This window comes from Pseudomonas putida (assembly GCF_002741075.1).
GTDB lineage: Bacteria > Pseudomonadota > Gammaproteobacteria > Pseudomonadales > Pseudomonadaceae > Aquipseudomonas > Aquipseudomonas putida_T.
Genome location: NZ_CP016634.1, coordinates 1,220,631 through 1,234,225, shown reverse-complemented (window position 1 = coordinate 1,234,225; position 13,595 = coordinate 1,220,631). Strand labels below are relative to the sequence as shown.

Annotated in this window: 13 protein-coding genes and 1 pseudogene; 8 read left to right on the top strand and 6 right to left on the bottom strand. The window is 63.0% G+C overall.

Going from position 1 to position 13,595, the window contains the following annotated elements; genetic code table 11:
* Position 1: 1 nt before the first annotated feature.
* Positions 2-715, bottom strand: coding sequence for a cache domain-containing protein (locus tag IEC33019_RS28040; RefSeq protein WP_306282543.1), 714 nt, complete (start codon positions 713-715; stop codon positions 2-4).
* Between the two features lie 253 nt (positions 716-968).
* On the opposite strand from IEC33019_RS28040, the gene IEC33019_RS06100 reads away from it, so the two are divergent.
* Positions 969-1,376 carry a hypothetical protein gene (locus IEC33019_RS06100; RefSeq protein ID WP_070093113.1) on the top strand — a complete coding sequence of 136 codons (408 nt, stop codon included), beginning with the start codon at positions 969-971 and terminating at the stop codon, positions 1,374-1,376.
* A gap of 21 nt (positions 1,377-1,397) precedes the next feature.
* Here the strand turns inward: IEC33019_RS06100 and IEC33019_RS06095 are convergent, their stop codons facing one another.
* Entirely contained in the window at positions 1,398-2,309 is a 912-nt protein-coding gene (locus tag IEC33019_RS06095; RefSeq protein ID WP_070093114.1) for an ATP-binding protein, read from the bottom strand.
* 196 nt (positions 2,310-2,505) lie between these two features.
* Positions 2,506-2,946 (bottom strand): anti-virulence regulator CigR family protein, encoded by a 441-nt coding sequence (locus IEC33019_RS06090; protein ID WP_070093115.1) that lies wholly within the window; start codon positions 2,944-2,946, stop codon positions 2,506-2,508.
* 174 nt (positions 2,947-3,120) lie between these two features.
* On the opposite strand from IEC33019_RS06090, the gene IEC33019_RS06085 reads away from it, so the two are divergent.
* From IEC33019_RS06085 to IEC33019_RS06075, 3 genes and pseudogenes are all read left to right on the top strand, one after another.
* Positions 3,121-3,561 (top strand): hypothetical protein, encoded by a 441-nt coding sequence (locus IEC33019_RS06085; protein ID WP_070093116.1) that lies wholly within the window; start codon positions 3,121-3,123, stop codon positions 3,559-3,561.
* A gap of 925 nt (positions 3,562-4,486) precedes the next feature.
* Positions 4,487-5,869: an APC family permease gene (locus IEC33019_RS06080; protein ID WP_070093117.1), complete on the top strand. Its 1,383-nt coding sequence runs from the start codon at positions 4,487-4,489 to the stop codon at positions 5,867-5,869.
* A 316-nt stretch (positions 5,870-6,185) separates the two neighbouring features.
* A pseudogene (locus IEC33019_RS06075) lies at positions 6,186-6,521 on the top strand (methyl-accepting chemotaxis protein); the annotation flags it as partial.
* Between the two features lie 16 nt (positions 6,522-6,537).
* Here IEC33019_RS06075 and IEC33019_RS06070 read toward each other — a convergent pair.
* Positions 6,538-6,711, bottom strand: a complete 174-nt coding sequence (locus tag IEC33019_RS06070) for a DUF2986 domain-containing protein (protein ID WP_070093119.1) — start codon at positions 6,709-6,711, stop codon at positions 6,538-6,540.
* A 175-nt stretch (positions 6,712-6,886) separates the two neighbouring features.
* The gene (locus IEC33019_RS06065) at positions 6,887-7,273 is read right to left on the bottom strand and encodes a VOC family protein (RefSeq protein ID WP_070093120.1); all 387 of its coding nucleotides are present in this window, start codon (positions 7,271-7,273) and stop codon (positions 6,887-6,889) included.
* Between the two features lie 200 nt (positions 7,274-7,473).
* Between IEC33019_RS06065 and IEC33019_RS06055 the strand changes: the two genes are divergently transcribed.
* Complete coding sequence (locus IEC33019_RS06055) at positions 7,474-7,980, top strand: GNAT family N-acetyltransferase (RefSeq protein WP_070093121.1); 507 nt, start codon at positions 7,474-7,476, stop codon at positions 7,978-7,980.
* A 1-nt stretch (position 7,981) separates the two neighbouring features.
* Here the strand turns inward: IEC33019_RS06055 and IEC33019_RS06050 are convergent, their stop codons facing one another.
* The gene (locus tag IEC33019_RS06050) at positions 7,982-8,887 is read right to left on the bottom strand and encodes a LysR family transcriptional regulator (protein WP_099593176.1); all 906 of its coding nucleotides are present in this window, start codon (positions 8,885-8,887) and stop codon (positions 7,982-7,984) included.
* Between the two features lie 207 nt (positions 8,888-9,094).
* Here IEC33019_RS06050 and IEC33019_RS06045 point away from each other — a divergent pair, with 207 nt between their 5' ends.
* The 3 genes from IEC33019_RS06045 to uvrA all read left to right on the top strand — a co-directional run bounded on the left by IEC33019_RS06045 (position 9,095) and on the right by uvrA (position 13,545).
* Positions 9,095-10,210 carry an S-(hydroxymethyl)glutathione dehydrogenase/class III alcohol dehydrogenase gene (locus IEC33019_RS06045; RefSeq protein WP_434091214.1) on the top strand — a complete coding sequence of 372 codons (1,116 nt, stop codon included), beginning with the start codon at positions 9,095-9,097 and terminating at the stop codon, positions 10,208-10,210.
* 60 nt (positions 10,211-10,270) lie between these two features.
* Entirely contained in the window at positions 10,271-10,849 is a 579-nt protein-coding gene (gene gfa, locus IEC33019_RS06040) for an S-(hydroxymethyl)glutathione synthase (protein WP_070093124.1), read from the top strand.
* 146 nt (positions 10,850-10,995) lie between these two features.
* Positions 10,996-13,545 (top strand): excinuclease ABC subunit UvrA, encoded by a 2,550-nt coding sequence (gene uvrA, locus IEC33019_RS06035; RefSeq protein WP_070093125.1) that lies wholly within the window; start codon positions 10,996-10,998, stop codon positions 13,543-13,545.
* The last annotated feature ends 50 nt before the right edge of the window (positions 13,546-13,595 follow it).

The window sequence follows — 13,595 nt, the reverse complement described above, 5'->3', positions numbered from 1 at the left end:
CTTACTCTCCACGCAAGGCAGCCTCCATGGGCGCGCTTGGGTCTTCGACCATGCCGATGCGCTGGGGATCGGGGTGGTACAGCAGACGACGGCTGTCGTCGACCACGAATGCCAGCCCACCACCGACCTGCTGAGCGCCGATCAACAAATACATCAAGCCCGACTGCGCCAGGTGAACCGAACCGCCCACCATGCCGAGAAATGCCCCCTCTGCATTGAAGATCGGCTGCGAAACAAACACCACGAGTTGCCCATCGGCATCGGTGTAGGCGTCGCTGATCAGTGGGCGGCGCTCGACCAAGGCTTGTTTCAACTCAGTAGAAGTGATCGTCGAGCCGACAAGGCCCGGCATGCGCGGAAACGCTTCGAGAATCGAGCCCTGGGCATCCATGATCAGCACGGCACTGAGCTCCGAGTCCTGGGCCTGCAGTCGGACCGCTTCGGTCTTGAGCAGCTGTGGGTTGGAAAAATCACTGCCGAGCAACCGGCTGCTATAGCTCAAGCGCTGATTCAACGAGAGCAAGAACTCATCGATGCTCGCCGCCACCTTGAGCGCGTAGGCGCGATTGGCCTCGAGCGACGAGTGAATCAGCTGATCGCGCTGCACGTCATAGGCGACGATCACGCCGTTGCAGCGCGTGGCCAGAACAGCGAGCAAAACGATGATCGGGATGAGCCCCTGCAGACCGATGAAAGACGACAGAGGTTTAACCATGGGCAACATCATTCGCCTACCCTCCACTGGACGCTGCATGCGCTATGCCCACTGAGCGTAGCTGCTTCAGCAGGATCACCGCGCCTGCTCCTGCCATGGGGCTTTGAGGTGATGGGGTGTTTAAACGTCAGTTCCCTAGAACTTTTCGCTATTTATTGGTCTATGTGAGGGAGCGTAGTTCGATAAACGCGGACCACCGCTTTTAAACCCCATGGCCCGCGATCCCATTGTCTTTCAGAGGTTGTCTTTGCTCATGAAAATCAACGTCCCACGAATGGTGCTCCTTGGCCTGTTCGCGTTCGCGTCGATGGGCTCGGCATCTGCTTCACCGATGAAGGCGCAAAGCCCAGCGCCTGCCGCCCCGATCACCGCCCCTCGGGCGGCGGAAAACCCTTGGCCGAGCCTGGCCAGCATGGCCGGCGAGCAACAAGCGCCAATGCTTGCCCATGATGACGACCGCTATTGGCGAGACGGCCGCTGGCACGACCGCCGGGACGACTGGCGCCGTGCCCAATGGCGCCGGGAGCAGGCCCGCCGGGAAGCGGAGCGTCGTCATGAATGGGAACGCCGTCACTATCGCGCCCGCTACGAACACGACCGTCGCTACTACGATCATGATCGGCGCTACTACGGGCATGATCAGCGCTATTACCGCCGTTAAGCGCTGCGTCACGCCCTGGTATCAGGGCGTGTCCTGGCTCCAGCGCCCGGCATAGTCCCGGGCGAACTGCGCGGCGATGCGTCCGGAACGCGAGCCGCGCTGGGTGGCCCAGCGAACCGCATGCACATGGGCCTGCTCGATGGCATGTGCCGGCACTCCGTAGACATCCAGCCACTGGTTCACCGCATTCAGGTATTCGTCCGGCGAGAAGCCGTAGAACGAAATCCACAGCCCGAAGCGCTCGGACAGCGACACTTTCTCCTCTATCTCTTCCCCAGGGTGCAGCGCACCGTTCTCGCCACGGGTCATGGACAGGTTGTCCGAGGCGCGTTCGGCAATCAGGTGCCGGCGGTTGGATGTGGCGTAGATCAGCACATTCGATGAATGCTCGGCCACCGAACCGTCCAAGGCGGTTTTCAGGCGCTTGTAACCGATATCTCCTTCCTCGAACGACAAGTCATCGCAGAACAGGATGAAATACCCAGGTTGATGGCTGACGATGTCGATGACTTCGGGCAGGTCGCCGATGTTTTCCTTGTCGATCTCCACCAGCTTGAGCCCGCGGGAATGGAACTCGTTGAGGCACGCCTTGACCAGGGAGGACTTGCCTGTCCCCCTGGAGCCCGTCAATAGCACATTGTTGGCAGGCTTGCCGTCGAGGAACTGCTGGGTGTTCTGGCGGATCAGCGCCTTTTGCCGGTCGATGTTCTGCAATTGATCGAAGCCGATGAGCATGGGCCGCCTCACCGGCACCAGGGTGGCGCGATGGCCACCTTGACCGGCTCGGTACTGCCATTGGTAGGCGATGGCATCGGGGTCGAGGACAGGTACGGGCGGGGGCGCGAATGCGCGTTCCAGAGCGTCGGCAATGCGCTTCAACTGCGCAACGACCTCCTGGGAGAAATAAGCCGGATCAGACGAAGGACTGTTCATACGGATAGCACATCAGGTCGAGGGGACGAGCCACTATGATGCTAAGCTGGCGCGCTCCCGTCTAACGACTGATGGACACTAATCGTCGAGTAATGGACAACAAGACCCCGATAGCGACCCCGTATTGTCGCCGGACCGGACATGTTGATGGTCAACCCCCATCAGGGGTGCCGGGTGATGCCGTCCAATTACGGGCTCAATCCAGCACGTTGGTCAGCACTTCATAGATAAGCCCCGTGGCAATCGTGACCAGCAGCAAGTCCGTGCCGGCCTGGCGCCATTCATAGCCGTCGTAGTGAGGCAGCCGGCCAATCAGACGCCCATCGAGCTTCTTGGCAATGCCCGGTGGAAGCGGTTTGCCGCGCGCGAGGTTTTTCCGCACGCCCGGGGGCAGCGCAGCCCCCGGGCTCCAGTAGCCCCGGTTGTCATCGAGAATGACCCGGACACCCCCAAGGTCGATCTGCGGGCCGCCGTGCCAGTCGTTGCCGCCACCCGGGTTCTGATGGCCTTGATTGCCATGCTGCATGTTCTTGCCATGGCCATTGCCCTTGCCGTTACCTGGGTCGGCCAGTGCCGGGCCTGCGCCCAGCAAGCAGAGACTCAGCGTGGCGGCGAGCAGTGTGTTGAGTTTGGACATTGCACCTGTCTCCTTGCATCGAATGCCGCTACTGAGCGTAGCGCGCACCGCCCGGGGTCTGACAGTAAAAAAGTGGCACCGGCGTTCCGGCATTTCGTCGGCAGGCCGCGAACTCCGTGACTTCGGCGATGTCGTATCAGCATCTCAGCCCCCGCCCCTGGAGGCGACTCGATCATGAAGAAAACCCTGGTAGTTGCAGCAGTGTGCGCGTTCGCGCTTGGTGCTACAGCATTACTGCCCGCCGACCTCTCCCCGATTGGTTCGGTTTATGCCAAGGGTGGCGGCGGCGGCCATGGTGGCGGTGGCGGCAACGGCGGTGGTCACGGTGGTGGCAAGGGCGGACTGGGTGGCAACCATGGCAGCAACAGCAATGGCGCCAACGATGGTGGTGTGCATGCCGGCAAAGCGACCCGTGACCACGGCGTGAGCGGTAAGCACTACGGCCAAGATCGAAACGACAGCGAAGGGCACGGCTCGGTAACCTCCGGTGTCGCGCAATCGCATGATACCCGGGGTCTGGCCAAGTCCCGGGCGATCTCCGACACGACACCGGGCACCCATAACACCAAGGGCTTGGACAACGCGCTTGACTCGTCCACCAAGAACGATCGCTGATCGGCCTCGCTCGTCAACGAGCGCCTGACCCGGCCAGGTACCTGGACATCGCCCGATCCAGGTACCCCGGTGACAGTCCCCCCCTGCATTTCATCGCGCTCAAGCGCCCTTCTCTGCCCCACGCCCAACCAACGCAGCGCCCCCACAGGCCGTGGCGATCGCCACGATGCCGATCCACTGCACAACGCCCAGGGCTTCCCAAGGATCAGCCAGTTAGGCTGAGACTTAGCGTCCTGAATTACCTACGCGAGGATTATCCTGGCCTCGGGTGGGATTGTGGCGGTCTACATCAAGTTCGGCGCACTTGCCCGGTGCCAGCTCACACAAAAGGGTGATGGTGGCCCCCGCGCAGCCATGGAAAAATAGCCCAGCACGGACGATGTAGAGAATGGACACTCCTGGGGTGGAGTGACATGCCATGAGAGGTGGAATCAAAGACCGTGAGACCACGTTGGACAATGGACTCGTTCAATGCACTCTTTTCGTGCCTTTTCATCATGGCGTTTATATCTCATTGAGAAAGAGCGCCGCCTTTGTCATTCGACATCGGATGATTGTTCGAAGGCAATACAAATGCCTTGAAAACATTAAACGGTTATAGCGACTTGATGAACTACAGGAGTTGGCCCGCAGTATGACGGCCCCTCTAGCCCGCTGAAGGATCGGCTTTAAATTGTTGCTATCGCCTGGCGCCACCCGAGCCCGCAGGCCGCCCCGCTCATGCCGTAAATCGCTTGTGAAGTTGCAAGTTTTCGACGTAGCAACCCTTGACGTGTCATGCCCTGGCCGTCGCCACTGAATGCGTTATTGCAACGCACGTCATCACGTGCCCGCGCCGAGGTGTTCTCGCAGATACGAACGTACCCCCGTCAAGATCGACTCAAATATTGCCAGTGCCTTGCATCTGAACTTTCAGGAGTCAGTAATGAATATAACAACAAATACGGCCGATACCCCCTCCCACCATTCAACGTCGCAAAGCGCCTCTTCGAGTCGCTTCCGCCAGTCCATGAGCCTGACCTCCCTGGTGCTGTTCGGTCTGGCCTACATGGTCCCGCTGGCGGTGTTCACCACCTACGGACTGGTCACCCAGATGACCCAGGGGCACCTGCCCACCGCCTACATACTGACGCTCGTCGCCATGCTGTTCACGGCCTACAGCTATGGTCGCATGGTCCAGGCCCACCCCTATTCCGGCTCGGTATACACCTACACCCGCAAGGCCTTCGGCACCTACTTCGGCTTCATGGCTGGATGGACCCTACTGCTTGACTATATTTTCCTGCCGCTGCTGAGCTACCTGTTGATCGGCATCTACATGTCCGAATACTTCCCAGCAGTCCATGCTTGGGTCTGGGCACTCGGTTCCATCGCGCTGGTGACCTTCCTCAACCTGATCGGCATCGAGTCCATCACCCGCGTCAACTGGGTGCTGGTCGTTGCCCAACTGGTGTTCATCGTTGTCTTCATCGCGCTTTCGATCAGTCACCTGGACCAGCAATCGGCGCCCGTTTCGCTGCTGGCCCCCTTCCACCACGAAGGTTTCAGCGTGCCCCTGATCATGACCGGCGCAGCCGTGCTTTGCCTGTCGTTCCTGGGCTTCGACGCGGTATCGACCATGGCCGAGGAAACCGCCAACCCACAACGTCGGATCCCACAGGCGATCATGGCCGTGACGATGATCGGTGGCTTGCTGTTTCTGGTGGTGTCCTGGTGCGCCCAGATGGTGTTTCCGGAATGGAGCACCTTCCATGACCCGGACTCGGCGTCGGTGGACGTCATGCGTCGCGTCGGCGGAGAACTGCTGGTGAGCGCCTTCACCGCCACCTATGTGGCAGGTTGCTTCGCCTCGGCGATGGTGTCCCAGGCGAGCGTGTCACGGGTGCTGTTCGCCATGGGCCGGGACGGCGTGCTGCCGCGCGCGTTCGGTCAACTGGTGTCAAAGAAACGGGTGCCGGCCACGGCCATCATGGTGGTCAGCCTCCTGTCGCTGATTGCGTTGTTCATCACCCTCGATACCGTCGCCAACATGATCAGCTTCGGTGCGCTGTTCGCCTTCTCGGCGGTGAACCTGGCGGTGGTCAAGCACTATCTGGTCGGGCAGAAACTGCGCGGCATGCGCAACTACCTGTTGTACGGCCTGCTGCCGGGGCTGGGGTTCCTGAGCACGATCTGGCTGTGGACCAGCCTGTCGAGCATGTCGTTCATGATTGGCCTGGGCTGGATGGGGCTTGGGTTCATCTGCCTGCTGGGAGTCACCCGCGCGTTCCGTGTAAAGCTGCCGGAACTGCATATCGCGGTTGATTGACCCCACCAGACATCGAGACAACGGGGCAATGAATGCCCCTTTGTCTTGCAGGGCCCGCCCCTTCGGCACGCGGCCTCTCGCCTCTTGAACAGGTCCAGACCCAAGCAAGCACTCATGCTGTTCAATCGCCTGTCCATCCAGTGGAAGATCACCCTGCTGGCTGGCCTATGTCTGCTCACTATCGTCACCCTTCTGGTGGGCGCCTCTGAGTACCAATCCCAGCGCAGTGCCACGCTGGTGAAGGATGACAGTAGCCAGATGCTCGACCAGGCAGCCCGCTCGCACCTGCATGCCCAGGCCGAGCAGCAGCGAGCAAATCGGCTCGGTGCTGGAGGTGATTCGCGCCATCGCCGAGCAGACCAACCTGCTCGCGCTCAACGCCGCCATCGAGGCGGCACGTGCCGGCGAGGCTGGGCGTGGTTTCGCCGTGGTGGCTGACGAGGTGCGCAACCTGGCCAGGTGGACCCGGGACTCGGTGGAGCAAGTCCGTCAGGTGATCGACGGCCTGCAGCACGGCACCCGTGACGTGGCGGCGATCCGCGATCTGACCGAGTCGTTATCCGGTCAGGCAGAGGAGTCTGCTCGGATCAGCCAGGCCCTGAATCACCTGGCCAGCCATCAGCACGGATTGATGGCGCAGTTCCGAACGTAGGACACGCCACCTGTACTCAGTGCGAAATTTGCTCGATCTCTGCGCTGGATTCACTCGCTGCCTGTGCGGCGAGTTTTTCCCGCTCGGCCTTGCTGATGTACTTGGGCTTGTTGCTGCGCGGCGCGAGTTTGGCACTGGCTTTCTTGGCGTGGGCCTTAAGCAGCTGCTTGATCTTTTTCTGACGGTTCATGGTTCACTCTGGCGGGGTCACGTTGCGCCCACCCTACCGTGGCGCAACATTGGGCATTAAACCTGAATGTCGATCGCGCACACCAGCGTCCTGGATGGCACGGGCTTCGCCCGTGTTCGCGGGTGAACCCGCTCCCACAGGTACAGCGGCGCTGTTGAGAGCACCGCTGCCCGCATCAGGTACCTGGGGCATTCCGACGCACGGCTACCGGCGGAAAAGGCCGCGAGGGTGGCGTCGCCAGCGTAAGCAAGTTGCCGTCAGGATCACGGACCTGAGCCAGTGTCGAATAGTCGCCTTTAATATCTTCCCCGAGCACAATCCCCAGGTCGTGCAGTCTGCGGCGCTCGGCCGCAACATCTTCAACGTAAAGAAAGAGCACGCCTGCGCCCGCGATTTCATCGTCAGTTGAAAGCGCCAATCCACAGTGGTCGAAAAGCTCCCACTGCACCAGCGTGTCCATGGGCCGGTTATCCGGTCCACGTCCTAGCACCTTCGTATACCAACATTCGGCTGCCGCGAGGTCGTTGGTGAGCAAGGACGTGTAGATCTTGTGCAGGTTCATTTGATCTCCTCCGGGCGAAGCCCGTGCCATCCACCGCCCTGCCTGCTTCGCGGTGCAATCTGACTGATTTCTCCAGCACAATCAGGGCAAGAACCCACCCGGCTTCGATTACGCCTTCAGCCTGAAGTATGGCAAACGGTGCACGGGTGCCGCCCCTCTGTTCGCGCCTGCTCGATGAGGGCACACGAGAAAACATCACCATGAACACGACAATCCGCACCGAACGTCCCCACGACATCGACGCCATCGCGCGCCTGACCGTCGCGGCGTTCAAGAATGAAGTGCATTCAAGCCACACCGAGCAATTCATCGTCGATGCATTGCGCCGCAGTGAGCAACTGACGGTTTCCCTGGTCGCGGTGGACGATGACGCCATCGTTGGTCACGTTGCCATTTCGCCCGTCACGCTTTCGTCGGGCGCAACACGTTGGTACGGGCTTGGGCCTGTGTCCGTGTGGCCGGATCGCCAGGGGCAAGGCATCGGCTCAGCCTTGATCAAGGCCGCGCTTGCCCGACTGCAAGACCTGGGCGCCGCCGGCTGCGTGGTACTCGGCGAACCTGGCTACTATGGCCGCTTCGGGTTTGCGGCCCACCCCGAACTTGAACTTCCGGGTGTTCCACCTGAGTACTTCCAGGCATTGGCCTTTGAGGGGGCACTGCCGACGGGGGTTGTGAAGTACCACGAAGCGTTTGAAGCCACCGAGTAGCTCACGCCAGCCGTGGCAACGCGCCCACGGCCTCGTGAAGCGCGTCGAACACTACCCTGACCCGCGCAGGCACGGGCCCGCGCTGGGGGCGGTAGACATACAGCCCCCAAGGTGTCGGCTCGGCCTCCGGCACGACCTGCACGAGCTTGCCGCTGGCGATGTGGGGGGCAACCATGTAGTCCGCCAACTGGGCAAACCCGACCCCGGCCAGTACCGCGCCCATCTCCATGTCGGCGTCATCGGCGACGAATGCCGCCGACGTGGGCGTCCACTGTCGTCCCGCCTTGACGTACCACGGCCATGGCCGACCGGTGTTGATGTCCAGTGATGCGCAGACCGGCAGACCGGCCAAGTCCTCCACACACTCAGGCGCTTTCACCCGCGCGACCAGGCTCGGCGCCGCGACGATGGGAAGGCGCATGCGACCAGCCTGGCGCACCACGAAGCGGCTGTCGTGCAGGAACCCCACCCGGATGCCGACATCGATCTGCTCATCGACCACGGCGCTCAGGCGATCCGACAGCCGCACGTCCAGCGTGATGCCCAAGTGCTGCGCAGTAACACGCTCCAGCGCCGGCAGCACCGCTCGGTTGCCCAGGCTGTGCGGCGCGCTGACCCGCACGGTGCCGCCCGTGCATACCGTTTCCCCCATGCCAGGCGGGCGCCACACTTCATCGAACTGCTCAAGCGCCGGTCGCACGCGCTCCAGGAGGTCTTCACCGAATGCGGTGATACGCACCTGGCGTGTATTGCGATGAAACAGCAGTTCGCCAAAGTGCCGCTCCAGACGTTGAACGGCGCGCGTGACCCCCTGGGGAGAAGTGCCAAGGCGCACGGCCGCCTCCCGGAAGCTGGCGTGCTCGGCGGCGGTACGGAAGATGCGCAGCAGTTCCAGTTCGTTGTTCATGAGGTCAGACCAGAGGTAGGGATGCGCGACTATAATTCCAATTAAAGGAATAATAAAATCCAGACAATTCCATATACAGGATTAGCGCTGCACACCACACTGGCCCCACACCAGATGTCCGGTATTCAAACCACCGCATGTCTCACGCCTGAAAATACATCGACGACCGCTACCGGATCGTTGCCAAGGCAACCCGTCGAGGAGCCCATCATGAAATCACGTGCAGCTGTCGCCTTCGAGCCAGGCAAACCCCTTGAAATCGTCGAGATTGACGTCGCCCCGCCGCGCAAGGGCGAGGTATTGGTGCGCATCTCCCACACCGGCGTCTGCCATACCGACGCCTTCACCCTCTCCGGCGACGACCCTGAGGGGGTATTCCCTGCCGTGCTCGGCCACGAAGGCGCCGGCGTGGTCATGGAGGTCGGCGAAGGCGTGACCAGCCTCAAGCCCGGCGACCATGTCATCCCGCTCTACACCGCCGAATGCGGTGAATGCCTGTTCTGCAAGTCTGGCAAGACCAACCTGTGCGTGGCCGTTCGCGCCACCCAGGGCAAAGGCCTGATGCCGGACGGGACGACGCGTTTTTCCTACAAGGGCCAACCGATCTTCCACTACATGGGCTGCTCGACCTTCAGCGAGTACACCGTTGTAGCCGAAGTCTCGCTGGCCAAGATCAACCCCAACGCCAACCACGAGCATGTCTGCCTGCTGGGCTGCGGCGTCACCACGGGCATCGGTGCCGTGCACAACACGGCCAAGGTGCAGCCGGGAGACTCGGTCGCCGTGTTCGGGCTGGGCGGCATTGGCCTTGCGGTGATCCAGGGGGCGCGCCAAGCCAAGGCCGGACGCATCATCGCCATCGACACCAACCCGGCCAAGTTCGAATTGGCCCGCGCCTTCGGCGCCACCGACTGCGTCAACCCGAACGACCACGACAAACCAATTCAGCAAGTGCTGGTGGAGATGAGCGGCTGGGGTATCGATCACACCTTCGAGTGCATCGGCAACGTCAATGTGATGCGCGCGGCCCTGGAATCGGCCCACCGTGGCTGGGGCCAGTCTATCGTCATCGGTGTGGCGGGTGCCGGTAAGGAGATTTCCACCCGGCCGTTCCAGCTGGTCACCGGCCGCAGCTGGAAAGGCTCTGCCTTCGGTGGCGTCAAGGGGCGCAGCCAACTGCCCGGCATGGTGGAGCAAGCCATGCGCGGCGAGATCGAACTCGCCCCCTTCGTCACCCACACGATGGGCCTTGAGGACATCAACAAGGCTTTCGACCTGATGCACCAAGGCAAGTCGATCCGCACGGTCATCCATTTCGATTGACATCCGGGGCGCGGCCTGTGGCCGCGCCCCATCACACCCGCGCCAGGAGGGACCAGTACCATGAACGCCCTACACCTACACCCATCGATCGACCAGGGAATCCGGCCAGAACAGGCCGGTTTCGCCGGTGGCACCCTGCAATGCCTGTGTCCGACCGACAAGGTGCAAGTCGCCATCAATGCACAAACGCTGCACAACCATGCCTGTGGCTGCACCAAGTGCTGGAAGCCTGCCGGCGCGATCTTCTCGGTGGTGGCCGTGGCGCCACGCGACAAGGTCAGCGTGCAGGCCCATGGCGAGAAACTGCAGGTGGTGGACCCGAACGCCGTGATCCAGCGCCATGCCTGCCGCGACTGTGGCGCGCATCTGTTCGGCCGCATCGAGAACACCGGCCACCCCTTCTACGGCCTGGATTTCGTGCATACCGAGCTCTCTCCGCAGAGCGGCTGGTCGGCGCCGGGCTTTGCCGCGTTCGTGTCTTCGGTGATCGAAAGCGGGACCCCGCCAGCGCAGATGGATGCGATCCGCGCACGCCTGCGCGAACTGGGCCTGGAGCCCTACGACTGCCTGTCCCCGGTGCTCATGGACGCCCTGGCCATCCATGCTGCCAAGCAAAAAGGCACCTACCGCGAAGCCTGACCTGCGCCCTGGCGTCGAGGCAGGCCGCCGGCCCGCCTTGGCGCCTGGCAAGGCACGCATCATCCGCTCGTTGACGCCCAGGGGTAGGCGTTGATGCCAGACATTGGCTACCGTAAGCCTTTTGCCAACCGCCGAGCCGCCCCTCCATGACACGCACCCCTGCCCCAACCGACCACGTCCACCTCAAGACCGAAGACGGCTACGTGGTGGTGCGTGGCGCACGCGAACATAACCTCAAGGACGTGGATGTCGCCATCCCGCGCGATGCGCTGGTGGTGTTTTCCGGGGTGTCCGGCTCGGGCAAATCATCGCTGGCCTTCGGCACCCTGTATGCCGAGGCGCAGCGCCGCTACTTCGAATCCGTGGCCCCTTACGCCCGGCGACTGATCGATCAGGTGGGTGTGCCGGATGTCGATGCAATCGACGGATTGCCCCCGGCGGTGGCGCTGCAACAGCAACGCGGCGCGAGCAATGCCCGCTCCTCGGTCGGCAGCGTCACCAACCTCTCCAGCCTGGTGCGCATGCTGTACTCGCGCGCCGGCACCTACCCGAGCGGCCAGCCCATGCTGTATGCCGAGGACTTCTCGGCCAACACGCCGCAAGGTGCCTGCCCGGCCTGCCATGGCCTGGGGCATGTCTATGAGGTCAGCGAGGCGAGCCTGGTTCCCGACCCGACCTTGAGCATCCGCGACCGGGCCATCGCCGCCTGGCCTCCGGCCTGGCATGGGCAGAACCTGCGCGACATCCTGGTCACCCTCGGCTACGACGTCGACAGGCCCTGGAAGGACCTGCCGCAAGAGGACCGCGACTGGATCCTGTTCACCGAGGAGGCGCCCACGGTACCGGTCTATGCCGGCCTTACGCCCGCCGAAACCCGCACCGCGCTCAAGCGCAAGCTCGAGCCCAGCTACATGGGCACGTTCACCGGGGCCCGGCGCTACGTGCTGCACACCTTCGCCAACACCCAGAGCGCGCTGATGCGCAAGCGTGTGTCGCGCTTCATGGAAGGCCGCCCCTGCCCGGCGTGTGATGGCAAGCGCCTCAAGCCCGAGGCGTTGTCGGTGACCTTCTGCGGGGTGGACATCGGTACCCTCGCCCAGATGCCGCTGGACCAGGTGGTGGCCTTGCTCGAACCGGTCAGCCGAGGTCAGGTCGATGACCAGGACACCCGCTCGACGGAAAAGCAACTGGCCGCGCAACGCCTGGCCGAAGGGGTGCTCACGCGCCTGCGCACCTTGCAACAGCTAGGCCTTGGCTACCTCACCCTGGAGCGCGCCACACCGACGCTGTCGACCGGCGAGCTTCAGCGACTGCGCCTGGCCACACAACTGAGCGCCCTGCTGTTCGGTGTGGTCTATGTGCTCGACGAGCCTTCGGCCGGGCTGCACCCTTCCGACAGCCAGGCGCTCTACGATGCCCTCGACCGACTGCGCGACGCTGGCAATTCGGTGTTCGTAGTCGAGCACGACCTGCAGCTCATGCGCCGCGCCCAATGGCTGGTGGACGTCGGCCCTGATGCTGGCGAGCGCGGCGGCCGCGTACTCTATAGCGGCGCCCCGGCGGGCCTGCGCCAGGTAGCCGAGTCGCACACCGCCCGCTACCTGTTCGACCAACTGCCCGCCCCAGGGAGCCGCGCCCGCACACCTGCCGGCTGGCTGGAGCTGAACGCCATCCGCCGCCATAACCTGCACGGCGTTGACGTGCGCGTGCCGCTGGGGGTGCTCACGGCGGTCACCGGGATTTCCGGCTCCGGCAAGTCGAGCCTGATCGCCCAGGCCCTGCCCGAGCTGATGCTGCTGCACCTGGGGCATGAACCCGAAGAGGAAGACAGCGAAACCAGCACCGAAGGCCCGACGATCATCGAACGCACAGGCGGCCACCTGGGCGGCGACGTGCAGGCCGTGCACCGGGTCGTGCAAGTGGATCAAAAGCCGATCGGCCGTACACCACGGTCCAACCTGGCGACCTATACCGGGCTGTTCGACCCGGTGCGCAAGCTGTTCGCCGCCACCACCGAAGCCCGCAAGCGCCGCTACGACGCCGGGCGTTTCTCGTTCAACGTGGCCAAGGGGCGCTGCGACACCTGCGAGGGCGAGGGCTTCGTCAGTGTCGAGCTGCTGTTCATGCCCAGCGTCTACGCCCCCTGCCCTGCCTGTCACGGCGCCCGCTACAACGAAGACACCCTCGCGGTGCATTGGAATGGCCGCAACATCGCCGATGTTCTTCGCATGACGGTGGAAGAAGCCTGCGACTTCTTCGCCGACGAGCAGGCCGTGTCACGCTCGCTGCAGGTGTTGCGCGAGATCGGCTTGGGTTACCTGCGCCTAGGCCAGCCGGCCACCGAGCTGTCTGGCGGCGAAGCGCAGCGCATCAAGCTGGCCACCGAGCTGCAGCGCAGCCAGCGTGGCCGAACCCTGTACGTGCTCGACGAGCCGACCACCGGCCTGCACGTGGCCGATGCCGACCGGTTGATGGCGCAGTTGCAGCGCCTGGTCGATGCCGGCAACAGCGTAGTGATGATCGAACACGACATGCGCATGGTGGCCCAGGCCGACTGGGTGATCGACATCGGACCGGGTGCAGGCCAGGCCGGTGGCCAAGTAGTGGCGACCGGCACCGCCGCCCAGGTCGCCCAAGCCCAGGGCAGCCGCACGGCGCCGTATCTTGCCCAGGAGCTGGCCCGCGGCACGGCCTGAGCAAGATTCGTTATTAAAAAAACAACATAACGCTACCTGGACTCATGGGC

Bases quoted from the DNA above. Each gene is read 5' to 3' on its own strand.
- IEC33019_RS28040 (WP_306282543.1), bottom strand. From the start codon at position 715: ATGGTTAAACCTCTGTCGTCTTTCATCGGTCTGCAGGGGCTCATCCCG.
- IEC33019_RS06100 (WP_070093113.1), top strand. From the start codon at position 969: ATGAAAATCAACGTCCCACGAATGGTGCTCCTTGGCCTGTTCGCGTTC.
- IEC33019_RS06095 (WP_070093114.1), bottom strand. From the start codon at position 2,309: ATGAACAGTCCTTCGTCTGATCCGGCTTATTTCTCCCAGGAGGTCGTT.
- IEC33019_RS06090 (WP_070093115.1), bottom strand. From the start codon at position 2,946: ATGTCCAAACTCAACACACTGCTCGCCGCCACGCTGAGTCTCTGCTTG.
- IEC33019_RS06085 (WP_070093116.1), top strand. From the start codon at position 3,121: ATGAAGAAAACCCTGGTAGTTGCAGCAGTGTGCGCGTTCGCGCTTGGT.
- IEC33019_RS06080 (WP_070093117.1), top strand. From the start codon at position 4,487: ATGAATATAACAACAAATACGGCCGATACCCCCTCCCACCATTCAACG.
- IEC33019_RS06070 (WP_070093119.1), bottom strand. From the start codon at position 6,711: ATGAACCGTCAGAAAAAGATCAAGCAGCTGCTTAAGGCCCACGCCAAG.
- IEC33019_RS06065 (WP_070093120.1), bottom strand. From the start codon at position 7,273: ATGAACCTGCACAAGATCTACACGTCCTTGCTCACCAACGACCTCGCG.
- IEC33019_RS06055 (WP_070093121.1), top strand. From the start codon at position 7,474: ATGAACACGACAATCCGCACCGAACGTCCCCACGACATCGACGCCATC.
- IEC33019_RS06050 (WP_099593176.1), bottom strand. From the start codon at position 8,887: ATGAACAACGAACTGGAACTGCTGCGCATCTTCCGTACCGCCGCCGAG.
- gfa (WP_070093124.1), top strand. From the start codon at position 10,271: ATGAACGCCCTACACCTACACCCATCGATCGACCAGGGAATCCGGCCA.
- uvrA (WP_070093125.1), top strand. From the start codon at position 10,996: ATGACACGCACCCCTGCCCCAACCGACCACGTCCACCTCAAGACCGAA.